The 22,429-nt window shown below is 74.4% G+C and carries 21 protein-coding genes; 2 read left to right on the top strand and 19 right to left on the bottom strand.

Features of this window, described 5'->3' with window-relative positions; all coding sequences use genetic code 11:
• Positions 1-80 precede the first annotated feature (80 nt).
• Positions 81-872 carry a hypothetical protein gene (locus tag FHX78_RS33960; RefSeq protein ID WP_145871175.1) on the top strand — a complete coding sequence of 264 codons (792 nt, stop codon included), beginning with the start codon at positions 81-83 and terminating at the stop codon, positions 870-872.
• A 15-nt stretch (positions 873-887) separates the two neighbouring features.
• Here the strand turns inward: FHX78_RS33960 and FHX78_RS33955 are convergent, their stop codons facing one another.
• From FHX78_RS33955 to FHX78_RS33900, 12 genes are all read right to left on the bottom strand, one after another.
• Positions 888-2,786 (bottom strand): DUF2264 domain-containing protein, encoded by a 1,899-nt coding sequence (locus FHX78_RS33955; RefSeq protein WP_145871174.1) that lies wholly within the window; start codon positions 2,784-2,786, stop codon positions 888-890.
• A complete protein-coding gene (locus tag FHX78_RS33950) occupies positions 2,783-3,814 on the bottom strand; it encodes a hydroxyacid dehydrogenase (RefSeq protein ID WP_145871173.1) in 1,032 nt (343 codons plus the stop codon). Before FHX78_RS33950 ends, FHX78_RS33955 begins: the two co-directional genes overlap by 4 nt.
• A gap of 31 nt (positions 3,815-3,845) precedes the next feature.
• Positions 3,846-4,709, bottom strand: coding sequence for a carbohydrate ABC transporter permease (locus FHX78_RS33945; RefSeq protein ID WP_145871172.1), 864 nt, complete (start codon positions 4,707-4,709; stop codon positions 3,846-3,848).
• The gene (locus FHX78_RS33940; RefSeq protein WP_145871171.1) at positions 4,706-5,680 is read right to left on the bottom strand and encodes a carbohydrate ABC transporter permease; all 975 of its coding nucleotides are present in this window, start codon (positions 5,678-5,680) and stop codon (positions 4,706-4,708) included. Before FHX78_RS33940 ends, FHX78_RS33945 begins: the two co-directional genes overlap by 4 nt.
• Positions 5,681-5,709: 29 nt before the next feature.
• Positions 5,710-7,050 (bottom strand): ABC transporter substrate-binding protein, encoded by a 1,341-nt coding sequence (locus tag FHX78_RS33935; RefSeq protein ID WP_145871170.1) that lies wholly within the window; start codon positions 7,048-7,050, stop codon positions 5,710-5,712.
• A 118-nt stretch (positions 7,051-7,168) separates the two neighbouring features.
• Entirely contained in the window at positions 7,169-8,278 is a 1,110-nt protein-coding gene (locus FHX78_RS33930; RefSeq protein ID WP_145871169.1) for a substrate-binding domain-containing protein, read from the bottom strand.
• A 135-nt stretch (positions 8,279-8,413) separates the two neighbouring features.
• A complete protein-coding gene (locus FHX78_RS33925) occupies positions 8,414-9,229 on the bottom strand; it encodes a transferase (RefSeq protein WP_145871168.1) in 816 nt (271 codons plus the stop codon).
• Entirely contained in the window at positions 9,226-10,491 is a 1,266-nt protein-coding gene (locus tag FHX78_RS33920) for a glycosyltransferase family 4 protein (RefSeq protein ID WP_145871167.1), read from the bottom strand. Before FHX78_RS33920 ends, FHX78_RS33925 begins: the two co-directional genes overlap by 4 nt.
• Positions 10,492-10,584: 93 nt before the next feature.
• Positions 10,585-10,998 carry an AraC family ligand binding domain-containing protein gene (locus FHX78_RS33915; protein ID WP_145871166.1) on the bottom strand — a complete coding sequence of 138 codons (414 nt, stop codon included), beginning with the start codon at positions 10,996-10,998 and terminating at the stop codon, positions 10,585-10,587.
• Positions 10,999-11,063: 65 nt separating this feature from the next.
• Positions 11,064-12,056 (bottom strand): alpha/beta fold hydrolase, encoded by a 993-nt coding sequence (locus FHX78_RS33910; RefSeq protein WP_145871165.1) that lies wholly within the window; start codon positions 12,054-12,056, stop codon positions 11,064-11,066.
• 394 nt (positions 12,057-12,450) lie between these two features.
• On the bottom strand, positions 12,451-12,984 hold the full coding sequence (locus FHX78_RS33905; RefSeq protein WP_145871164.1) for a MarR family winged helix-turn-helix transcriptional regulator: 534 nt from the start codon (positions 12,982-12,984) through the stop codon (positions 12,451-12,453).
• Between the two features lie 34 nt (positions 12,985-13,018).
• Complete coding sequence (locus FHX78_RS33900) at positions 13,019-14,104, bottom strand: PP2C family protein-serine/threonine phosphatase (RefSeq protein ID WP_145871163.1); 1,086 nt, start codon at positions 14,102-14,104, stop codon at positions 13,019-13,021.
• A gap of 299 nt (positions 14,105-14,403) precedes the next feature.
• Between FHX78_RS33900 and FHX78_RS33895 the strand changes: the two genes are divergently transcribed.
• Positions 14,404-14,919 carry a hypothetical protein gene (locus FHX78_RS33895; protein ID WP_145871162.1) on the top strand — a complete coding sequence of 172 codons (516 nt, stop codon included), beginning with the start codon at positions 14,404-14,406 and terminating at the stop codon, positions 14,917-14,919.
• A gap of 53 nt (positions 14,920-14,972) precedes the next feature.
• On the opposite strand, the gene pgm is transcribed toward FHX78_RS33895, so the two are convergent.
• The 7 genes from pgm to FHX78_RS33860 all read right to left on the bottom strand — a co-directional run bounded on the left by pgm (position 14,973) and on the right by FHX78_RS33860 (position 22,425).
• Positions 14,973-16,613, bottom strand: a complete 1,641-nt coding sequence (pgm, locus tag FHX78_RS33890) for a phosphoglucomutase (alpha-D-glucose-1,6-bisphosphate-dependent) (protein ID WP_145871161.1) — start codon at positions 16,611-16,613, stop codon at positions 14,973-14,975.
• A gap of 104 nt (positions 16,614-16,717) precedes the next feature.
• The gene (locus FHX78_RS33885) at positions 16,718-17,137 is read right to left on the bottom strand and encodes a hypothetical protein (RefSeq protein ID WP_145871160.1); all 420 of its coding nucleotides are present in this window, start codon (positions 17,135-17,137) and stop codon (positions 16,718-16,720) included.
• A 42-nt stretch (positions 17,138-17,179) separates the two neighbouring features.
• Complete coding sequence (locus FHX78_RS33880; RefSeq protein WP_145871159.1) at positions 17,180-18,028, bottom strand: STM4011 family radical SAM protein; 849 nt, start codon at positions 18,026-18,028, stop codon at positions 17,180-17,182.
• A 10-nt stretch (positions 18,029-18,038) separates the two neighbouring features.
• A complete protein-coding gene (locus FHX78_RS33875; protein ID WP_145871158.1) occupies positions 18,039-19,406 on the bottom strand; it encodes an STM4012 family radical SAM protein in 1,368 nt (455 codons plus the stop codon).
• Positions 19,403-20,224 carry an STM4013/SEN3800 family hydrolase gene (locus FHX78_RS33870; protein WP_145871157.1) on the bottom strand — a complete coding sequence of 274 codons (822 nt, stop codon included), beginning with the start codon at positions 20,222-20,224 and terminating at the stop codon, positions 19,403-19,405. Before FHX78_RS33870 ends, FHX78_RS33875 begins: the two co-directional genes overlap by 4 nt.
• Before the next feature lie 61 nt (positions 20,225-20,285).
• Positions 20,286-21,488, bottom strand: coding sequence for an STM4014 family protein (locus tag FHX78_RS33865; RefSeq protein ID WP_145871156.1), 1,203 nt, complete (start codon positions 21,486-21,488; stop codon positions 20,286-20,288).
• Positions 21,469-22,425, bottom strand: coding sequence for an STM4015 family protein (locus tag FHX78_RS33860; RefSeq protein ID WP_145871155.1), 957 nt, complete (start codon positions 22,423-22,425; stop codon positions 21,469-21,471). The genes FHX78_RS33865 and FHX78_RS33860 overlap by 20 nt, the downstream gene beginning before the upstream one ends.
• Positions 22,426-22,429 lie beyond the last annotated feature (4 nt).

Below are 22,429 nucleotides of genomic sequence, written 5' to 3'. Positions count from 1 at the left end.
TCAGAAGAAACGGTCAACCGCGCCCGGCCGTACCATGGCTGGCCACCAGGGGAACCACGAGGAGAGAAGGGGGCACTGCCGTGTCCGAGAACTCGACCGCCACCACCGACCTGACGTCGCAGTACACGGCTCAGGTCGCGAACGACCTGGAGCGCAACGTCAAGGAGCAGGAGCGCGTCACCGCGGAAATCGCCGCGCTGCAGGAGCAGTTGACCGTGCTGCGGCACGACCACGCCCTGCTGGTGAACATGCGCCAGGCGCTCGGCCTCGCCGCGGCGCCCGCCGAGGCCATGAGGGCACCCGAGCCCGTGGGTACACCCGAGCCCGTGGGCACGTCCCAGGCCGTGAGCACATCCGAACCGGTGGGCACCCCCGAGGCAGGGAGCACGCCCGAACCCGCGACGGCGCCCGAGCCCCGCACGGCGCCGGACCGGGCGAGCGTCCCCGCGCCGCGCCGGCGGAGCAGCGCCAAGTCGGGGGCGGACAAGCTGAAGCGGGCGAAGAAGACGGGCCCGCGCACCACGCCCGGGAAGCCGGCCCGCACCACGGCGGGCAAGCCGGCACGCAGGCCGGCCGCGGAGACGGAGCGGCCCGGGGCGCGGGGCGCCAAGGCGGACGGGCCCAAGCTGGTGGAACTCGTCCGCCGTCACCTGGGCGAGCAGAGCGAGCCGCGCTCGGCGGCGGAGGTCGCCGGTGCCCTCGGACAGGCCCACCCCGAGCGCACCATCAGGACCACGGTCGTGCGCAGCACCCTGGAGGGCCTGGTCGCCCGCAACCAGGCCCAGCGCAGCAAGCAGGGCTCGTCGGTCTTCTACACGGCGCCCGACGCCGCCGGGCGGAAAGCGGCGGGTGGCGGCGAGGCGCAGTCCTGACGCCGCCTCACCCGCTCACCGCCGCGTGTGGCGCACCTCCACCGGGTCGAAGGCGATCCGGGTGCGGGTGGTGCCGTCGGCCCAGGTGACCTCGATCGTGGCGCCGTCCACCCGCACCTCCTCGACGACGTCCGGCAGGGGCGCGGCGTCGGATTCCGCGGTGAGGGACGCCAGGGCGAGGTGCACGGAGGTGCCCGCGCACCCGCCGGTGAGGCGCGGCAGCCGCGCCCACCGGGTCCAGGCGGTGCCCTGCGGGGCGCGGACGAGGTCCGGGGCGGGGTCGTCCCAGCCGTGCAGGCCGTACAGGGCGGAGGTCAGGGGCTCCTCGGGGCCGGTGGCCCAGCCGGTGAGGGTGAGACGGGATCCCGCCGGTGCCCCCACGACCCGGTGCGCCCGCAGCTCGTACCGGCCGTGCGCCACGGTGACGCTCTCCACCCGCAGTCCCGGCACCATCGGCGGGCCGTCGGCGAAGACGGGACGGTGCCAGGAGGCCGCCCAGCCCCAGCCGTCCCCGTGGCCCGCGCCCAGGGGGTGGACGCGGCGGCGCAGGCTGGGCCGGCCGCCGGTCACCACCGACAGGTGGTTGTCCGGGACGTTGCCGGAGGCCGTGGGGCCGGTGCGCGTCGAGTACGCCTGGCGTCCGTAGTGCGGGTCGTCCCCGGCCGCCGTCTCGCCCTCGTGCGGGCGCACGTGGTCGCTGCCGTGGTTGTGCAGCCGTACGATCCCGTCCGCGCGGGTGGACTGGACGAGCAGTCCCAGCGCGGGCAGCGCCCGCACCTGGTCGTCCTCCTCCACCGGTGCCGGCTCCTCGGGGGCGGTCCACAGGGGGTGGCCGGCGGGGGCGAGCAGGGCGACGAAGGCCTTGGACGCCCAGTACGGCGACGCCGGGCCCGAGTAGCTCTGCAGACTCGCCTCGTGCGGGCCGTACCAGCCCAGGGAGAGCAGTCCGTCGGCGTCGAGCGCGCCCCGGTCCAGGAAGTGGCGCAGGCTGCCGCTGGCGACGCGGCGCGAGGCGCCGGCGGTGAGCGGGGTGTGGCCGGTGAGCGCGCCCAGGCCGACGGCCGCCGAGGCGGCGAAGCGGTAGGTCAGCGAGCGGCCGAAGTGCAGTGGCGCGCCGTCCGCGCCGAACATCAGGGAGTAGCCCTCCAGATGGGCGCGCAGCCGTGCGCCGTGGTGCGCCAGCGCCTCCCCGTCGCCCGCGAGGTGGGCGTCGAGCACCGGGTACAGGTGCAGGGCCCAGCCGTTGTAGTGGTCGAAGGCGCGCCCGTCGCCGTCGGCGTACCAGCCGTCGCCGCGGTACCAGCTCTCCAGCAGGTCCAGTGCCCGCTGCCGGGCCGCCGCCGTCTCGGCGTCGCCGCGGCCGACGGACTCCAGGAACCCGGCGACCGTGTAGGGGAAGAGGTACCAGTTGTTGGGTGCGGGGGTGTGGCGCAGCGCGCCCCGCAGCCACTCCTCCGCGCGGTCCCGCACACCGGCGTCGAGGTGCTTCCACAGCCAGGGGGCGGTCAGCCGCAGGCCGAGGGCGACGGACGCCGACTCGACCATGGGCTGGCCCTGTACGTCGTGGTCGAGGATCAGTGGCCAGGACTCGGTGTCGTCGCGGCCGGGGGTGCGGGTGCCGGCGGCCAGTCCGCTCGCGTACCGCTCCAGCATGCCGTGCGGGTCGTCGCCGTCCGCGCCGGCGATCCGGAAGGCGGCGGCGAGGAACGTGCGGGCGTAGCCTTCGAGTCCGTCGGAGCGCACGCCCGAGCGGGAGGGGCGGCCCGGCAGGTCGAGCAGGGCGCAGCCGGGGGTGCTCCAGCGCCAGGCGGCCGTGAGGAGTCCGTCGGCGACGGCCTCCCAGTGGGCCCGGGTGTAGCCGGTGGACGGGCTCAGGTCGTGGTCGTCGGCGGGCAGTTCGAACGGGATGCTCATGCCAGGAAGGCCAGCCTTTCGCGTCGTACGGGGTGGAGGAAGCCCTCGCCGGAGGCCCAGCGCCCGGTCTCGGCGACGGCGAGATCGGCCAGCCTGCGCCACTCGTTGCCCTGGGATCCGGCCAGGTGAGGGGTGAGGAGAACGTTGTCGCAGCTCCACAACGGGTGGTCGGGCGGCAGGACTTCGGGGTCGGTCACGTCGAGCACGGCGCGGATGCGGCCGGCCAGCGCGGCGTCGGTGAGCGCGTCCTGGTCGACGACCGCGCCGCGTGCCGTGTTGATCAGTACGGCGTCGGGGCGCATGGAGTCGATCAGCGTGCGGCCGACGAGTCCGCGGGTCCCGGGCAGCAGCGGGGTGTGCACGCTCACGGTGTCCCCGCGCCGGAAGAGCTCGGCCAGTCCGACGAGCTCCACGCCGAGTTCCTTCGCCTCCGTGTCGTCGACGTACGGGTCGTGCAGCAGCACGTCGACGTCGTGGGGGCGCAGCAGGTCGATGACGCGGCGGCCGATGAGGGAGGCCGACAGGATGCCGACGGTGCGGCGGTGGTTGCCGACCGAGCGGGGGGTGCGCAGCCAGTCCGGCCGGGTGCGGGCGGCGCGGTAGTCGCGTGCGGACTCCAGGGCCCGCTTGCCGGTGAGCAGGATCATGGCGAGGGTGTACTCGGCGACGGGCAGGGCGTTGGCCGCGGCGGCGGAGGAGACCTCGACGCCGCGGTCCCAGCAGGCGTCGGTGACGTGGCCGCGTACGCTGCCCGCGGTGTGCACGACGGCCCGCAGCCGCGGGGCCGACCGCAGCACGTCCTCGTCCAGGGGCGGGCAGCCCCAGCCGGTGACCAGCAGGTCGACGTCGGCGAGCACGGCGCGGGCGCGGGGCGTGGTCAGGTCGTCGAGCACCGGGAGGGGCGCCAGGTCGCACAGGGCGGCCAGTGCCGCGAGCGACTCGGGGTCGAGGACGGCCGAGGCGACGTCCGGGGACATGGCCAGTGCGGCGCGGGGGCGGGAGCCGGGGCCGGGCGTGGGCTCGGTCATGGTGGTGGGGGAACTCCTTGTGCGGACGGGGTCACTTCACGGCGCCGGCGGTCAGACCGCTCCGCCAGAAGCGCTGGAGCAGGGCGAAGGCGAGGATGAGGGGGAGGACGGCGAGCAGTGATCCCATGATGACCACGGGGTAGTACTCCGGCGAGACGGACGCGGAGCTGTTCCACGTGTACAAGCCGAGGCTGACCGGGTAGAGGTCCTGGTCGGACAGCATCACCATGGGCAGGAAGAAGTTGTTCCAGATGGCGGTGAGCTGGAACAGGAAGACGGTGACCAGGCCGGGGCCGAGCATCCGCAGCGCCACCCGGACGTAGGCGGCCAGTTCGCCGGCGCCGTCGATGCGCGCGGCCTCCAGCACCTCGTCGGGTACGTAGCCCTGGCTGAAGACGCGGCCGAGGTAGACGCCGAAGGGGTTGAACAGGACGGGGACGAACACGGCCCAGAAGGTGTTGACGACCCCGGCCTCGGAGGCCATCAGGTACAGCGGCAGGGCGAGGACGGTCTGCGGCACCATGACGGCGGCGAGGACCAGCCCGAACAGCTTCTCCTTGTGGCGGAAGCGGTACTTGTCGAAGGCGTAGCCGCAGGCGACGCTCACCAGCGAGCCGACGGCGGCGCCGAGCACGGCGTACAGCAGGCTGTTGGCGTACCAGCGTCCGTACTGGCCGCCGTCCATGGCGAACAGGTCGCCGAGGTTGGTGAGGAAGGAGAAGCCGTCCAGGGACAGCAGGTCGCTGCCGAACAGCGCGTCCCGGTTCTTGGCGGCGGCGAGGACCAGCCAGAGCACGGGCAGCAGCGTGTAGAGGACGGAGATCGCGACGACGGCGTTGACGGTGGCTCGGCCCAGCGTCCGGGGACGTGGCAGGGTGCTGTCGGTGGCGCTCATCGGGCCTCCTCGGCGGCGGCGTTGCGGCTGGTGAAGCGGGTGACGCCGTAGGACAGGGCGATGGTGAACAACAGCAGGACGACCGAGGCGGCCGCGGCCAGGCTGTAGTTGTTGCGGGTGAAGGCCGCGTCGTAGATGTACATGCTGGGCGAGAATCGGGAGTTGATCATCGGTGAGGACTGGCTGAGCAGCATCGGCTCGGTGAACAGTTGCAGCGCCCAGATCAGGGTGAACATCGCGACCATCACGATCGAGGCCCGCACCAGCGGGGTCTTGACCCGCAGGGCGGTGCGCACCGGTCCGGCGCCGTCGACGACGGCGGCCTCGATCACCTCGCGGGGCACGGCCTGGAGGGCGGCGTAGAAGACCACCATGTTGTAGCCGAGGTTGCTCCACAGGGCGATGTTGACGATGGACGGCAGGACGGTGTGGACGCCCAGGAAGTCGAGGGTGATGTCGGCGCGGGCGAACAGGTCGATGACGGGGCTGATGCCGGGGGTGTAGAGGTACAGCCAGATGAGGGCGGCGATGATGCCGGGCACCGCGTGCGGCAGGAACAGCCCGAGCTGGGCCCAGGCGCGCAGCCGGACGACTCCGGAGTCCAGCAGCAGGGCGAGGACGAGCGCGCCGGCGACCATGAGCGGGATGTAGATCAGGCAGTACAGGGCGACGGTGCCGAGTCCGCCGAGGAAGGTGGGGTCGGTCAGCACGGCGGCGTAGCTGCGCAGTCCGACGAAGACGGTGCGTTCGGGGCCGAAGCCGAGGCCGGGCTGGTCGTCGCTGAAGAAGCTGAGGTACGTGGCCGTGCCGACGGGGATCAGGAAGACGGTGGTCAGCAGGAGGAAGAAGGGCGCCATCAGCACACCGCAGGCGCCCAGTCGGCGGCGCCGGGCGGTCCTGCGGGCGCGGTCGGCGGGGACGGCGGCGCGCGGTGCGCGGGCCTGCACGGGCTGCTCGGTGGTCACGGTCATGCGGGGGTGTCACCTGCCTTTCGGGCGGCTCAGGTGGTGTGCCGGGTGGTCGACAGGCCGAGGGCCTTGAGGTCGGGCATGGTGCCGTCCTGGGCGGCGCGCATCGACTCGACGAGCGAGCCGCGGCCGGCGCCGACGCGGGCGAAGGAGTCCTGCATGACCTTGCCGGTGGCGGTCATCCTCGGTCCCCAGACCCAGCCGTCGCGGATCTTCTCCGCCTCCTGCCGGAACAGGGTGTAGATGTCCTGGCCGCCGTAGTACGACCGGTCGAAGGCGTCCCGGCCGACGGCGACGAGTGCGGAGGCCGCCGGGTACTGGCTGCTGGTGCCGCTGGAGAGGCGGGCGCGCAGGGCGTCGGGGTGGGAGACCTGCCAGGCGATGAACTCCATCGCGGCCTCGGGGTGACGGCTGTCCTTGGTGACGGCGAACGTGGAGCCGCCGTGGGTGCCGACGGCGGGCCGGCCGGTGTCCCACTGCGGCAGCGGGGCGATGCGCCACTGGTTCCGCTGTCCGGGGCGGGCGTTCATCTGGGCGCCCGCGTCCCAGGCGCCGCTGAGCCGGGTGAGGACCAGTCCCCCGCCGATCTGCGCGTCGGAGTGCCTGCTCTCGACGGCGTTGATGAAGACGTCGTCGCGGTCGATGAGGTCCTGCCAGTACGCCGCCACGCGCCGGGTCGGCGCGTCGGCGAGGGAGACGTTCCAGGCGCCGTCGCGGGTGTCGAACCACTGGGCGCCCGCCTGCCAGGAGTAGGCGGCGAACTGGGTGGCCCCGTCGGTGGGGAACAGCACGAGCCGCCGGTCGGGTGCCGTGCGGCGCACGGTGGCGGCAAGGGCGGCGAACTCCTCCCAGGTGCGCGGTACGTCGAGCCCGTACCGCTGGAAGAGGTCGGTGCGGTAGTGCATGACCATGGGCTCGACGTCGAGGGGGACGCTGAAGGTGCGGCCCTGGAAGGTGGTCAGGCCGAAGGCCTGGGGCAGCAGTCCGGCCCTCAGGGAGTCGCTGATGAGGTCCGTGATGTCGAGGGCGACGCCGTCGATGGCGAAGCCGGGCACCTGCGGGTACTCGATCGTGGCGACGTCGGGGGCATTGCCGGCCCGGGCGGCGTTGCTGAGTTTGGCGTAGCCGCCCTGGCCGCCGGAGGGGATCTGCTGGAAGTCGACCTGGATGCGGTCGTGCGTGCGGTTGAAGGCGTCGACCACCTCCTGGCTGCCGCGCAGGGCGGACCAGAAGGTGATGCGTGTGGCCTTGCTGGCTCGTGTCGTGCTGCGTGATGGGGTGTCCGCGCCCCCGCTGCAGGCGCCCAGGGCTCCTGTCAGCGGCGCGGCGGCCATCGCGGCGAGCACGGATCGACGGGGGTGTCGACCGGGCATGGCGCCTCCCGCGGCTCCTGCGTGTCGGGGACACGGCTGTTCGGGACACGGGAATACTCATCGCCGGAGCCGTAAACGGTCAAGAGACCGATCAGAAGAAAATAAAACGTTCAAACGCTCACTTCGGTCGGTCCGCGTCGTCGTCCCACCGCCGGGTGGACCCGCGCACGCTCAGCGCGGGCAGCAGTTCGACCCGCCGCACGGCTCCCCCACCGCCGCGCGGCGCGTCCAGCCGCTGGAGCAGCAGTTCCGCCGCGGCCCGGCCGACCTCCCCCTTGGGCGGGGCGACGGCCGTCAGCGGCGTGGTCCCGAGCCCGGCCACCACGTCGTCGTAGGCCACGACCGAGCAGTCCTGCGGCACTCGCACCCCGTTGTCCGCCAGCTGCTGGACCAGCATCAGCGCGTCCACGTCGCCGTGCAGCACCGCCGCCGTGGCCCCCAGCTCGCGCAGCACCGCGGACAGCTCCGCCGTCTCGTGCTCCGCGTAGGGCCCGTCCTGTCCGGCCTCCGGGGCGCTCAGCATCCACGCCCACTTCTCCACCAGCGGATGCCCGTCCGCGATCCGCGCGAAGGCGGAGCGCAGGGTGCGGGCGGTGGGGCTGTCGTCGCGGGTGGCGAACACGATCCGCCGGTGCCCCAGCTCCACCAGGTGCCGCACGGCCAGGTGGGCGCCGTAGGCGTGGTCGGAGCAGACCGAGTCCATCGCGTGCAGCGCGCTGCCCCGCGGGGGCCGCCGTTCCATCAGCACCGCGGGCACGTCCAGCGCGGCGAGCCAGCCGTGGTCGCCCTCCTCGTCGGCCCGGGTGCGCCAGCGCGGGGCCAGCAGAAGCCCCGCGGCGCCGTCCGCGAGGGCCCGCTCCACCAGCGGCCGCTCGGCGCCCGCCACCTGCGGCGCGATGTGCAGCGCGATGCGCTTGCCGGCGGCTTCGAGCACCGAGCGGGCACCGTGCAGGGACTCGTACAGGTAGGTGTGCCGCTCCGGGACGACGACGGCCACCGCGTCCCCCTCGGGCGGCGGGGTCACGGGCAGGTCCTGCGCGGCGAGCGTGGAGCGCACGACGCCGTGCCCGCGCCGCAGCCGGCCCTCGCGGGCCAGCTCCTCCACGTCCCGCCGCACCGTCACCACCGACACCTGGAGCTCGTCGGCGAGGTCACTGACCCGCGCCGACCCCCGGGCCGCGACGGCGGCCAGGATCCGCTGCCTCCTGAGCTCGACCGGCTCCCGCATGAGGCCCCCTACCCGCGCCTGGATGTTCGTTTGAACGATACGGGCTCATCATAACGATCGTTCGAGACCCGGGACGGACCCCCGCCGGGCGTCACGGGCCGCGGGGGCCGCGGCGGCCGCAGGGGTCGCCGCCGTTCAGCGCAGGGCGTCCACCTCGACGGCCAGGTCGTTGTCGACCGTGAAGTAGGGCCGGAGCGCCGCCCCCTCGGCGGTGACCCGCGGGTACACGAACACGTGCTTGCGGTCGGCCACGTCGTCGAGGATGCGGCCGATCCTGATCAGCGGTGCGCCGGCGGCGGGGCGGACGAAGGCGTCCCAGAAGCGGGGGCCCGCGGCCTCGACCGCGAGGTCCGCCCAGGCGACGGCGCGGGAGACGGCGCGGCCGCTCGACGGCTCGACCGGGAAGCTGCGCACGGTGCCCTTGTCGCCCCTCAGCCGCAGGACGACCGCGGCCCCCTCGGACAGTTCGGCACCGTGGAGGCGGGCCCGGACCGTCATCGCGGTCCCGGTGACGTCGAGGGGACCGGCCTCCGCGTGGGCGGTGCGCAGCCAGGTCCGTACGGCCAGGAAGCCGTCCTTGGTGGCGTAGGGCACCCGGACGGCGACCGGTGACGTCCGGTCCCGCTCGGCGCCGTCCACGAGCGCGCGCAGGTCCCGCAGGCCGGGGCGCAGCCGCTCCCGTGCGGCGTCGGGGTCGCGCAGCAGGTAGGCGTCCCAGCGGCCCTCGGCGAGCCGGGGCGCCGGTGCCAGCACGGCGCGGAACTCCCCTGCGTCGCCCCAGGGTTCGAGGTCGAGGGTGTGGCTCTTCTCCTCGGGCCGGCCCTGCTTGGGGCGCAGCGCCAGCACCAGCCGGGGCCGGGCGGCCGACGGTGGCCGCAGGCGGAAGGTGATCCGGCCCTCGCTGTCGGCGGTGCAGTCGGCGCGGAGCCCCGCGGTGCGTCCGGTGCTCATCGGCGTCCCTTCCGTACGGTGCGCAACGCGCCCGCGGCGACGGTGTGGGCGAGATCGCGGGCGGCGTGGCCCCGGGCGCTCAGGGAGTGGTGCGTTCCGTCGGCGCGGGAGGTACGGCGCGGGCCGCCGTCCCTGGCCTCGATCGCCTCCGTGAACAGGCGTTCGGCCTGGGCGACGACCGGGCCGGGGGCGAACCGGCGGGCGTTGTCGAGTGCCGCCCTCCCCATGCGGCGGCGCCGCTCGTCGTCACGGACCAGGTCCAGCAGGGCCTCGCCGAAGGCCCGTTCGTCACCGACCGGCACCAGGCGGCCGTCCTCGCCGTCCCTGATGATCTCGCCGGGCCCGTAGGGGCAGTCGGTGCTCACGACGGGCAGCCCGCAGCGCATAGCCTCGACGATGGTCATGCCGAACGGCTCGAAGTTGGACGCGGCCGCGCCGATCGACCCCTTGACCCATTCGGCCTCCATGGGGGTCGCCGCGCCCATCAGGAAGACGTTGTTCCACAGGCCGAGCGTCTCGATCCGCGCCCGCAGCCGGTCGTGTTCCTCGCCCTTGCCGTAGATGCGCAGCCGCCAGTCGGGGAACTCGGCGACGACCCGGGCGAACGCCTCGATGATCAGGTCGTACCGCTTGACCGGGACGAGCCGGCCCGCCGCGACCACGGTCCTGGCGTTGCCGTCGGCGCCGGGCAGCACGGGGTCGGGGACGCTGTTGGGCAGCGCCTCCACCCGCACCCCGGGCAGCCGCATCTTGCGCCGGTAGCAGGCGGCGTCCGCCTCCGTGACCGTGGTGAGCACGTCGAGCCGGCGGTAGGCCCGGCGCAGGGCGGTGCGCAGCGCCGGGGTGTGGTTGTCGAGGGTGAGGTGTTCCTGGCCGACGCGTATGACGTGCCGGGGCGCCTGGAGGGCGAGGTGCACGTTGAGCCCGGGCCGGGTGCCGATGACGACGTCGGCGTCGATGGCCTCCAGGCACGCGGCGATCCGCTGGTCCGTCAGTTCGCTGTACTGGTGGTGGCGGTACTCGGCGGAGGGGAACACCTTCGCCGGTCTGCCGTGCAGGGGGTGGTCCTTCTCCCGCCGCAGGTCCACCAGCGCCCGCAGCCGCACCCCGGGCTGCGGGGTGAGGTTGGGGTGCTCCCGGTGCCGTAACACCGAGACGATCTCCACGTCGTGCCGCTCGGCCAGCGCGCCCGCCAGGTTGAACGTGGTGGTGATGGTGCCTCCGATCCCATAGGCGTTGTGGAGGAGAAAAGAGATCTTCATGGCGGACTAGACAGCGTCAACTCTTCACCCGTTGTTCACCGTTACCACATTGTGGCCGTGCCCGGTCCGGGGTGCGCGGCGGCTCTCCCGGTGTCAGTCCCCGGGCCCCGCCGCCCCGTCCCGGCGCTGGATGCGCATGCCGGGGCGGCGGCGGTGGACGGTGAGGTAGGTCATGCCCTCCGGGCCGGCGGCGAGGCTCCGGGTGGAGCCGTGCGGGAGCCAGGTCAGGGTGCCCGCGGGGAGGGAGTGGGGGCCGTCGGCGCCGGTGAGGATGCCCGTGCCGCCGAGGACGAGCAGCAGCACGTCGAGGTCGGGCTCGCGGTGGGTGTCGACGCGCTGCCCGGCCGGCAGGTGCACGACGTTGGCGTCGAGTTGCCGGCCGGGTTCGGCGAGCCGCCACAGGGCACCCGCGGACGGGCCGCCGGGGGCGGCCGGCGCGGCCGTGTCGTACAGGATCCGCGGGAGGGGGACGTCACCGCCGGGCGGGTCGCTGCCTTCTGGCGTCATGAGGTGTCACCGTCCCCTGTGCGTGGACGCGCCGGTCGTCCGCGGCCGCCCTTCGAAGGGGGAACCTAACATGCCGTTTCGGGCAGGGAGCCGAGCCAGTCCGTCAGGATGCGGTTGGTCTGCGCGGGGCGTTCCTGCTGGAGCCAGTGGCCGCAGCCGTCGAGGACGTGGGAGGACGACAGGCCCGGGAGGGTGGTGGGGAAGGCGTCGATCGCGTCGGCCATCCAGGTGGTGGACGCGTCCAGACCGCCGCCGATGAACAGGGACGGCTGGGTGAGGGGGGCGCCGTCGTGGTCGGCGAGGTCCTCCCAGTCCCGGTCCATGTTCCGGTAGCGGGCCAGCGCCCCGCTCAGTCCCGTGCGTTCGAACTCCCCGGCGTACACGTCGAGATCCTCCTCGCTCAGCCAGCCGGGCAGCCGGCCGGCGGGGAAGCGGTCGCGGAGGGTTCCGCCCGGGCCGACGAAGTGGGGGTCGGGTGCGCCGGGCGCGGGCATGGTGTCGGCGGACAGGGCCGCGTAGAAACCGGCGAGCCAGCCGCGTACGTCGGGCTCGATCTCGGCCTCGGCGCGGCCCGGTTCCTGGAAGTAGGAGACGTAGAACTCCTGGTCGCCGCCCATCGAGGCGAACACCGTGCTCGGCCGCGGGCCGCCGCGCGGGGCGTACGGGACGCTGAGCAGGGCCACCGCGCGGAAGACGTCCGGCCGGATGAGGGCGGAGTTCGCGGCGATCGTCGATCCCCAGTCGTGGCCGACGACGACGGCGGTCCGTTCACCCAGGGCCTCCACCACCGCGACGTTGTCCGCCACCAGTTCCCGCATGCGGTAGGCGTCCGTGGCGGCCGGCCGGGACGAACGCCCGTAGCCGCGGACGTCGACGGCCGCCGCGCGGTAGCCGGCCGCGGCCAGGGCCGGCATCTGGTGGCGCCAGGAGTACCAGGACTCCGGGAAGCCGTGGACGAGCAGCACCAAGGGGCCGCTGCCCTGCTCCACCACGTGGAGCCGGCCCGCGGGCGAGGGGATGAGCCGGTGCGTGAGCTCGTTCACCGGGTGCTGTGACATGGCGTTCTCCTGGGTCGTACGGGATCGTCGGGGCTCCGGATGGCGGGCGGCCGGGGAGGGCCGCACGGTGCCGGGGACCGTGCGTCGAGCATGGCCGGGGCGATTCGGGAGGGACGAGGCTTGTTGCCGGTTCGGCAAATGCGCGGGGTGACGGAGGCCGGGCGGGCGGGCGGCCGGGCGTGCGCGGGGGCCAGGAGCGGGCATGGTCGCGGGCGGGGCAGGGGTGTGTCCGAGCCGGGTGCGGGCAGGCCAGCAGCCGGCCAGCAGGCATGAACCGGGCGGAACGGGGACGCCTCCGGCCCCGGCACGAGCCGGCACCCGGCGCACCCGGCGCACCGAACCGGGCCCACGAGGCCCGGCGACGGCCCGTTTCGCGCGCGGGTGGCCGGGGTGGTCACCCGTCGTGGGTGCCCGTGCCGGTTCCGTCCACCGCCCAGCCGAGCGGGTGCGGCTCCGGGTCGTCGGCCAGGGGCTCGCCGCCGGCCTCGTTGAACGCGGTGAGGGCCGTGACCAGGGCGGCCCGCTGCCGCGGGGCCAGCCGCTCCACGATCGCGGCGATCTCGGCGCGACGCCGCGCGGTGACGTCCTCGACCGTGCGCCGGCCCTCCTCGGTGAGCCGCAGCAGCGTCTCGCGCCGGTTGGCGGGGTTGGTCTGCCGGTCGGCGAGCCCGGCCGCGATCAGCCGGTCGACCATGCGCATCGCCGTGGACGGGGCGACGTGGAGCAGGTCGGCGAGCGCGACGAGCTTGGTGGCGCCACGGGTGGAGAGCACCACCAGCATGCGGAACTGCGGCAGCGTCACCCGGTCCTCGACCGCGGCGAGGGAACGGGCGGAGACCGCCACCAGCAGCCGCGAGGCGGTCAGTACCGCGCGGGTGACCGCCTCGACGTCGTCCCTGGCCCCGAGGGGGCTCTCACGCTCCGGCATGCGTCCTTTGTACCCCGCCGGCGGCTCCGCCCACTCACCCGGTGGGCGCGGCCCCGTCCCGGTGCCGGTGGTAGCGGAGCAGGAGCATCGCGGCGTCGTCGCCGGGCGGCCCTCCGGCATGCCGGACCAGGTCCTCGCGCAGCGCCTCCAGGGCGCGGTGTGCGTCGGGTTCGTCCAGCAGGCGCGTGCGCTCGCCCAGCGGGTAGAAGCGCCCTTCCCGGTCGCGGGCCTCGGTGACGCCGTCGGTGTAGAGCAGCAGTTGCTCACCGGGTGCGAACGGGACGCGGAAGGGCTGCGGGCCGTCGCTCCCGTGCGCGGACAGGCCCAGCGGCAGCGCGTACGACGGCGGTGCGGGGAAGTCCGCCTTGCCGTCGCGGCGTACCAGCATCGGTGCGGGATGGCCGTAGTTGAGGAGGACGACCTCCCGGTCGGCGCGGATCTCCGCGAGGATCGCGGTGACGAACCGTTCGTCCTCCAGCTCCCGGGCCACGCTGCGCTCCACCCGCTCGCCCAGCCCGACGAGTTCCGGCTCGTCGTGGGCGGCCTCCCGGAACGCGCCCAGCACCACGGCGGCCGTCTCGACCGCGGCCAGGCCCTTGCCCTGCACATCGCCCACGATGACCCGTACTCCGTGCGGCGACGCCACCACCTCGTAGAGGTCTCCGCCGATGCGGGCCTCGGCGACGGCGGACGTGTAGGACACCGCGGCCTGGACGGGGCCGGCGGTCAGCGGCACCGGCCGCAGCAGCACGCGCTGGGCGACCTCCGCGATCGAGCGCACGCTGGCCAGTTCCGCCTCCCGGCGCGAGCGGGCCACGGCGGCCGCGATGCCGACGCCGGTGACTCCGGCCACCGACGCCATGGCGGTGTAGCCGCGGGGCTTCACGAACAGCCCGTTGTAGACGCCCAGGCCGACGCAGAGCAGCAGCGCCAGTGCGCCGATCATCGCGGTACGGCGCCAGCCGCCGACCAGGCCGGCGAAGGCGGGCCCCAGCGACACCAGGGGCAGCAGTCCGATGCGGGGGCCGGCCATGACGTCGACGACCGCGATCACCGCCATCACCACGATCGGCATCCAGGCCAGCGCGCCCTGGCGCGTGGGCGGTTTCTCGTCGGTCATGGCCTGCTCCAGCGGTGTCGAGGGCCGTTGAGGGCCGCCCCTTTCCTCCGTAGACGCGCCCCTCCCCCACCTTTAGCCTATGCAACGGTCGGCGGATCGCCGCGCCCCGCGCAGCGGACCTTTATCCAATCGAGTCCGACGTCCCGTCCGGATCCGGCGGCGGGGCCGCGTGCCCGTGCGGGCGGGCACGGCCCCGTGTCCTTCCGGTTTTGCGCTGTGCAATGATCCTGGCGGGATCCGGCCGCCGGTGCGCGCAGAAGCCGTCGGCGGGCTCCCGCGCACGAGAGGACGGAACGGACGTGACCGCGCAGGGGCCGGACGACGGCGGAACGCCAGAGGAGCGGGACGGTACGCCGTCGCTGCCCGAGGACGTCTGGCAGCGCTTCCTCACCGACACCGAGCACGCCATCCGGGCCACCGCCCCCAGGGAGCCCTCCGCACGCCGGCGCGTGCCGGGGGCCTGGCCACCGCCGCCGCACACCGGCGGCACCGGCCCGGGCCCGGACACCGGGAGCGAGCCGGTGGGCGAACTGTGGCGTCCGGACGACCCCTGGGACGGTCCGTCCTGGCGGGACCTGGACGGCCGGGCCAGACTGCGCCGCGCCGGACGCGTGGTGGGGACGGCCGCCGCCGTCGCCCTGGCTCTGGCGGCGTGGTCCCAGCTGTCCACCGGTCCCGGCACACCCGCCGAGGGGCCCGGCGACACCGTCCTGCAGCAGTCGGAGGAGGCTCCCGCGGAGCTGCCCACGGCCACGTCGCTGCCGCCCGGGCTCGCTTCCCCGTCCCCGTCCGTCCCCGGCGTCCGGGCGGGCTGACACCCCGGCCGCCGGTAAGGGGCGACCGAGGTGCACCGGGAGCGGGACGCGGCTCAGCCGCCCAGGGCCGCGAGGACCACTGACTTGGCCTCCTCCTGGACCCGGCGGAGATGGCCGGGCCCCTGGAAGGACTCGGCGTAGATCTTGTAGACGTCCTCCGTGCCGGAGGGGCGGGCGGCGAACCACGCGCTGTCCGTGGTCACCTTGATGCCCCCGATGGACGCGCCGTTGCCAGGTGCCTCGGTGAGGACGGCGGTGACCGGCTCGCCGGCGAGGGTGTCCGCGGTGACCTGGGCCGGGGAGAGCTTGGCGAGGCGGGCCTTCTCCTCACGGGTCGCGGGCGCGTCGATCCGCTCGTAGGCGGGCTCGCCGAAACGGGCGGTGAGCGCGGCGTAGTGCTCGGAGGGCGTCTTCCCGGTGACCGCCGTGATCTCGGAGGCGAGCAGCGCCAGGATGATGCCGTCCTTGTCGGTGGTCCACACCGAGCCGTCCCGGCGCAGGAAGGAGGCACCGGCCGACTCCTCGCCGCCGAAGCCGAGGCTGCCGTCCACGAGCCCGTCCACGAACCACTTGAACCCGACGGGCACCTCGACCAGTTCGCGCTTCAGGTCGGCGGCGACCCGGTCGATCATCGCGGAGGACACCAGCGTCTTGCCTACGCCGGCCGCGGACGGCCACTGCTCGCGGTGCGCGTAGAGGTAGCCGATGGCCGTGGCCAGGTAGTGGTTGGGGTTCATCAGGCCGGCGTCCGGGGTGACGATGCCGTGCCGGTCGGCGTCGGCGTCGTTCCCGGTGGCGATGTCGAAACGGTCCCGCTGCCCGATCAGCGACGCCATGGCGTACGGCGACGAGCAGTCCATGCGGATCTTCCCGTCCCAGTCCAGCGTCATGAACCGCCAGGTGGGGTCGGTGAGCGGGTTGACCACGGTGAGGTCGAGGCGGTGCTGTTCGGCGATCCGGCCCCAGTAGGCGACGGACGCCCCGCCCAGCGGGTCGGCGCCGATCCGGACGCCGGCCGCGCGGATCGCGTCCAGGTCCAGCACGCTCGGCAGGTCGGCGACGTAGGTGCCGAGGAAGTCGTAGCGGCCGGTTCCGGGTGCGGCGAGGGCGCGGGCGTGGGGGATGCGGCGGACGTCCTTCAGGCCGCCGCGGATGAGGTCGTTGGCCCGGTCCTGGATCCAGCCGGTCGCGTCCGAACCCGCCGGGCCGCCGCTCGGCGGGTTGTACTTGAAGCCGCCGTCGGCCGGCGGGTTGTGCGAGGGGGTGACCACCACGCCGTCGGCGAGGCCCGTGCCGCGCCCCTTGTTGTGGGTGAGGACGGCGTGGGAGACCGCCGGGGTCGGGGTGTAGCCGTCGGCGCTGTCGATGAGCACCGTGACCCCGTTGGCCGCGAACACCTCCAGGGCGGTGACCCGGGCGGGCTCGGACAGCGCGTGGGTGTCGGCGCCGAGGAAGAGGGGGCCGTCGGTGCCCTGGCTCTCGCGGTACTCGCAGATGGCCTGGCTGGTGGCGGCGATGTGGTCCTCGTTGAAGGCGGCCGCCAGGGACGAGCCGCGGTGTCCGGACGTCCCGAAGGCGACGCGCTGCGCCGGGTCGTCGGGGTCGGGGTGCAGCGCGTAGTACGCCGTGACCAGCCGAGCGACGTCGACGAGATCCTCGGGGCCGGCCGGGCCGCCCGCTCGCTCGTGCTGCATGTGCCCACTCCTTGGGATGGGTTGATTCTTCGCTTGCGGACACATCTTTCCTCTTCGGGGCGGTGCCGCGCGAGTGGGCCCGGGCCCGCGCGGCCACCCCGGCGTCAGATCCGGCCGCCGGTCATACGGGTGAGGGGGCCGTGGGTGTGGCGCTCCGCTCGGCGGCCCACCGCGTAGGAGGCGGCGGTCAGCGCGGTCAGGCCCGCGGCGGCCCCGGCGGCGGCGAGCCGGCGGTTCGCGATGACCGTCCAGGCGGTCTTGGCGGTGGCCGCGACCTGCCCCGAGGTGGCGACGACGGCGCGGCGGCCCGCCTCGACGCCCTTGGCCGCGCTCCGCACGGCGCCGTTCGCCGCCGTGGCCGCGCGCTCGGCGCCCGACGCGGCGGCTGACGCCGCGTCACCCGCCGTGTCGGCGGCGCGGCCGGCCGCCCGCTCGGTCGCCTTGCCGGCCGTCTCCTGGGCCTTGGACGCGGTGGACCGGGTGGACGTGGTCTTCCGATGCGTGCTCTTGTTCTGTTCGCTCATGGACTCCGACTTGCCGCTGGCTCCGGCGGCAAACACGCCCGCCTACGCGAGCGGGGCCGGTATGCGCTCCAGCACGCCGCCCGCGAACACGTCGTACAGCGGCAGCGTCTCGAGGTGGACGTAGCCGATGTGGCAGTCGCAGGTGGTGAGGGGGCAGGGGCGCGGGCGCAGGGCCTGCCGGTAGCTGCCGTCGTAGAGGTTGCCGAGTTCCGCGCGGACGAAGTGGCAGCGGCGCACCGTGCCCTCGCCGTCGACCGAGATCACGGACTCCCCCGTGCGGCAGGGCAGGCCGGCGCTGGCGTGGGGGCGGCGGCTGTAGGGGAAGAGGGGGTCCAGCGCGGTCCATACCGCGGCCTCGGCGTCGTCGTAGGTGTGGCCCTCCGCGGCGTTGACCCACAGGTACACCCGGTCGGGCAGGTCGGCGCGGAGCCGGCGGGCCGCGTCGAGGTGGCCGGGCAGGCCGACGATGCCGACGCTGAACCGGGTGCCGAGGCGGTCGAGTTCGCGGCACTTGGCCAGGAAGCGGTCGTAGGGGGTCTGGTCCGGGTGGTAGGTGCACCACAGGGCGAGGGTGTCCGGGTCGGCGTCGGCGATCCAGTCGGTGCGGCAGCTGAGGTTGGTCTGGATGGCGACGCGGCGGATGTGCGGCTGGTGGGACAGGTGGGTCAGGGTGCGGCGGTACCAGGAGCGGACCAGGCCCTCGCCCCAGGGGGTGAACAGCAGGGAGAGCCGGTCGTCGGTCTGCCCGGTGGCCCAGTCGGCGAACCTCTCCAGGCCGGCGCGGTCCGCCCGGAGCTGCTCGCGGCTGTCGCGGCGCTTGGCGAAGGGGCAGTACGGGCAGTCGTAGTCGCAGGAGGCCAGCGGGCCGCGGTAGAGCAGGGTCAGGTCCATGGGGCGGTGCTCACTTCCGCTCGTAGGCGGCCATGGCGGCCCGGACGGCCGGGGAGAACAGCTCCGGGCCGATGGCGTCGGAGTGGGCCAGGCCCTCGGGGGTCAGGCGCAGGACCGTGGCGTCCGGGCCGTCGTCCGCCAGCCAGCCGCGGGCGGCGAAGCGGGACAGCTCGGCCGCGAAGTCGTCGTGCGGCGTGCGGCCGCCGAACCGGGCGCGGTAGTCGGCGAGTCCGAGTCCGTCCGCCTGGAGCAGGGACTGCAACAGGTGCCGGCGGCGGGACTCGTCGGTGTCCATGCTGCGGCCGTACTCGGCGTGGGCGAAGTCGGCGGCCGGGCGGGAGACGTAGTCGTCGATGATGCCGCGGATCTCGTGCATGCCGACGGCGTAGTCGAAGGAGTAGTGCAGTCCGGCGGTGTACGAGCGGGCACCGCAGCCGAGTCCGATCATGCCGTCGGTCTGGCAGGCGTAGTCGTCCGCGCCCTGCGGCGGGGCGTCCGCGCGGCGGAACATCCGCATGGACCGCTGCTCGTAGCCGTGGGCGAGGAGGTGGTCGCGGCCCAGGCGGTACAGGCGCAGCCGCTGTTCGTCCCAGGCCGGGTCCGTGCCGGCGCGGCGGCCGAGGCCGGTGAGGGGGCGTATGTAGAGGGGGTAGAGGTAGAGCTCCTCGGGGTGCCAGGCGAGGGCCGCGTCCAGGGAGCGCAGCCAGGTCCGTTCGGTCTGGCCGTCGATGCCGTAGATGAGGTCGATGTTGAGGACGGGGATCCGGGCGTCGCGGACACGGCCGAGGGCCGCCTCGACGTCGGCGCGGCGCTGGGGCCGTACGGCGGCCCGGGCCTCGGTGTCGTCGAAGCTCTGCACGCCCAGGCTGAGGCGGGTGGTGCCGCGCGCGGCCAGCACCCGGAGCCGGTCGGCGGTGGCCGTGGCGGGCGAGGCCTCCACGGACAGCGGGACCGCGCGCAGGTCGGCGCCCATGCGGTGTTCGGCGATGTCGCAGAGCCGGTCCAGTTCGGCGGCGGTGAGGAAGGTGGGGGTGCCGCCGCCGAAGGCCGCGGTGGCGAACCGTACCGGTGCCCGCTCCCCCAGCGCGTCCCGCACGGCGGTCGCCTGCCGGTCGAGGGCGTCCAGGTAGGCGCCGGTCAGGCCGTCGGGGGCGCCGATCCGCGTGAACAGGTTGCAGAAGCCGCAGCGGACCTCGCAGAACGGGATGTGCAGGTAGAGGGAGAGGGCTTCCTTGGGTTCGGTGGCCCAGAGCGCGTCGAGGCGGGGGCGGTCGGGGAGCGCGCGGTAGGCGGTCTTGTGCGGGTAGGCGTAGACGTAGCTCTGGTACGGGCTCGACGGGACGTCGGTGCCCGTCGGCGCGGGGGCGGTGAGGGTCATCGGGCGGCCTCGGCGGGGGTGTGGTCCAGGGTGAAGTGCGCGTAGGGGACGGTCCACACGGACTCGTGACCGAGGCGGTGGCCGGTGTAGCCGTCGTCCCCGTAGGCGGTGCCGTGGTCGGAGCAGACGATGGCGAAGCAGCGGCGCCGGCTGCTCACGGCGGCGAACAGCCGGCCGATGTGCCGGTCCACGTACTCCAGGGCGGCGGCGTGGGTGGCGCGGGTGTCGCCGTCCTCGCGGGTCGCGCCGGGCCGGTGGAACCAGTTGGGCTGGTGCAGTGCGGCCACGTTGACGAAGAGGAACAGCCGTTGTTCGTGCGGCAGTTCGCGCACGACCTGTTCCGCCCGGGTGACCTGGGACTCGAAGGAGGTGGGCGAGGTGACGCCGAACTCCGGTTCCCAGTGGGACTCCTGGAAGAGGCCGGGCAGGACCGATCCGAGCGGGCCCCGCTTGGTGAAGAAGCCGACCCCGCCGACGCACACCGTGCGGTAGCCCTCGCGGGCGAGGCCGGACACCAGGTCGGGGGTGTCGTAGACGAAGGTGCGCTCGGCCGTCGTCTCGCTTCCGGCGAAACGGGCCGCGAACAGGCGCGGGTGCGGGCCCGGTGCGGCCGGTGTCGGCAGGAAGCCGGCGAAGATCGCCTGGTGGGAGGCGTAGGTGAAGCTGCCCGGGGCGTGCCGCTTCTCCCAGCGGCCGCCGGGCAGATGACGGGCCAGGTGCGGGATGCGGCCGGCGGCGGCGAGTTCGGCGGCGACGTCGTGGCGCAGGGTGTCGAGGGTGAGGAGCAGGATGTCGTGGCTGCCGACGATCTCGTTCATGTCCGGGTGCCCCACTGCCGCGGCTGTGCGCGGGGGGTCTGCCGGGGGCGTGGGTGCCGGGTCAGGCGCTGACATGGGTGGTTCCCGTTCTGTGCTGGTGGTGCCCGTCGTCCCGGTGCTGCCGGTGGCCGGGTCCGGTGTGTGCGCGGGCGCGGCGCAGGACGGCCGCGACCTGGGCCGCGTAGGTGTCGAGGCCCTCCGCTCCGCCGCCGGGCAGTCCCGTGAGGCGGGGCAGGAGGTCGCCGAAGGCGTTGACCTCGCCGACCGCGAACCGGCGCCAGCCGACGGCCGGGAGCAGGTCGACGCCCACGCAGAGGGTGCGCGGGAAGCAGGCGGCCGCGCGCTCGCACACGGCGAGGACGTCCGCCCAGCGCCCGCCGGCCGCTTCGACGCCGTCGCGGACCGCGTCGAGGTCGCCGCGGCTCCCGCCGAGGTGGAGGTTGGTCAGCGGGGAGGTGCTGGTGCGCACCACCGCGTGGGTGGCGCGGCCGGCCACCACCACGACCCGCAGGTCGGCGGCGCGGCCCCGCTGGGAGGCCTTGGGCAGCCAGCGCTCCAGGTGGAGGCCGTCCGGGGCGAGCGCGTCCACGATGGCGGCGATGTCCCGCTCCCGTTCGTAGCGGCGCACCTTCAGGGAGTTGAACAGCCGTCCGTCCGCGGCGAGTTCCACGGAGGTGGTGGCTCGGATGCGGCCCTGGGCCGACGACTCGACGGCGAGCACCCCGGAGGCCGAGGAGCCGTGGGCGAGCTTGACGAAGAGCCTCGGCATGCGGTGGTCGCGCATGGCGGCGCGTACGTCGTCCCAGCCGGTCACCGGGGCGGCGTCCGGGCCGGAGGTGGGTGACCGGGGCACGGGCACGTCGGCGGCGGCGAGGACGGCGTGGCAGCGCCGCTTGTCGAACAGGACGGCCAGTTCGTCGGTGTCGTCGAGCCGGATGCCGCCGCGCAGGCCGCGTGCGGCCCGGACGAACCGCCGGTACCAGAGGGCCGAGCCCTCCACCCGGGTCGGGTCCTGGGCGCCCCGCAGCAGACGGTCGACCTCCTGGTCCTCACCGGGTGAGTCGAGCCGGACGGTCTCGTCGGCGGCGAACTCGGCTCCGCCGGAGCGCAGGACGCGCTCCCACGGCACCATGCGCGGGGCGGGCAGCCCGGCCGCGCGGACGGCGTCGGCGAAGAGGGCCGCCCTGCGGTTCTCCGGGTTGCCCACGACGGCGAAGCGCACGGCTACTCCGGCCGGTCCCGGATCATTCGCCGACCGCGACATAGCGGGCCTCCGGGCGGTGGGTGCTGCGCGGGGCGGGCGTGAGGCCGAGGTCCGCGATGTGCGGTCCCAGTGTGCCGCGCACCCGCCGGGTCATCGGTTCGCTCATGTAGTGGTGGCCGAGGTCGAACGCCCGCAGGTGGGTCAGCGGCTGCCCGGAGAGCAGTGCGGCCGCCCCCTCGTCGCCGAGCGTGCCCATGCTCAGGTCGAGGGAGTCCAGGCCCGCGACGACGGGTGCCGCGGCCACCGCGGCGGCGATCTCGTCCTGGATGTCGCTGTTGCACAGGCCCAGGTGGCGCAGTCCGGGGCAGCGGCCGAGCGCTGCCAGGAGCGCCCGGACGTCCTCGGGGGCGCAGTCGCCGCCGTACCAGCTGGTGCCCAGCCACAGCTCCAGGTGGTGCAGGGCGGGGAGGTCGCAGGCGGCCAGGGCGCGCACCGGCTCGGGCGGCAGCCCGCCGCATTCGATGCGCAGCCTCCGCAGCGACTCGTGCCGCAGCGGCTCGATCACCAGGTCGTCGGCGCCGCGCAGACCCAGTTCGTACAGACCGGGCCAGGCGCGCGGCACCCGGCTGACGTCTCCCTGTTTGATCCAGGAGATCTCCGTCTCCTCCGACTCGACGTCCGCGAGGAACACCGCGCGCAGCCGCGGGAAGCGGTGCGCCTCGGCCGTGAGCAGGTCGAGGCAGGAGTCGATGCCGTCCTCGTCCCACTCCTGCCACCAGGCGCCGATGACCAGGGCCGCGACCTCTTCCGTGCACACCTCGTCCAGGAAGGCGCCCCACCGCTTCTCGAACGGGACTTCCCAGTCGGCCGCGAGCCGCCAGGCGACCGAGGCGGGGGCGGGGAGGTCCCGGCCGGGGCGCTCCTGGTCCTCCCCGCCGTCGAAGTGGTGCACGGGCAGCCCGTGGAAGCGCGTCAGGTGTGAGGGGTAGTAGCGCACGCCG

This window comes from Streptomyces capillispiralis (assembly GCF_007829875.1).
GTDB lineage: Bacteria > Actinomycetota > Actinomycetes > Streptomycetales > Streptomycetaceae > Streptomyces > Streptomyces capillispiralis.
Note: the sequence above shows the minus strand (reverse complement) of the source record. Positions and strands in the feature narration are given on the sequence as shown.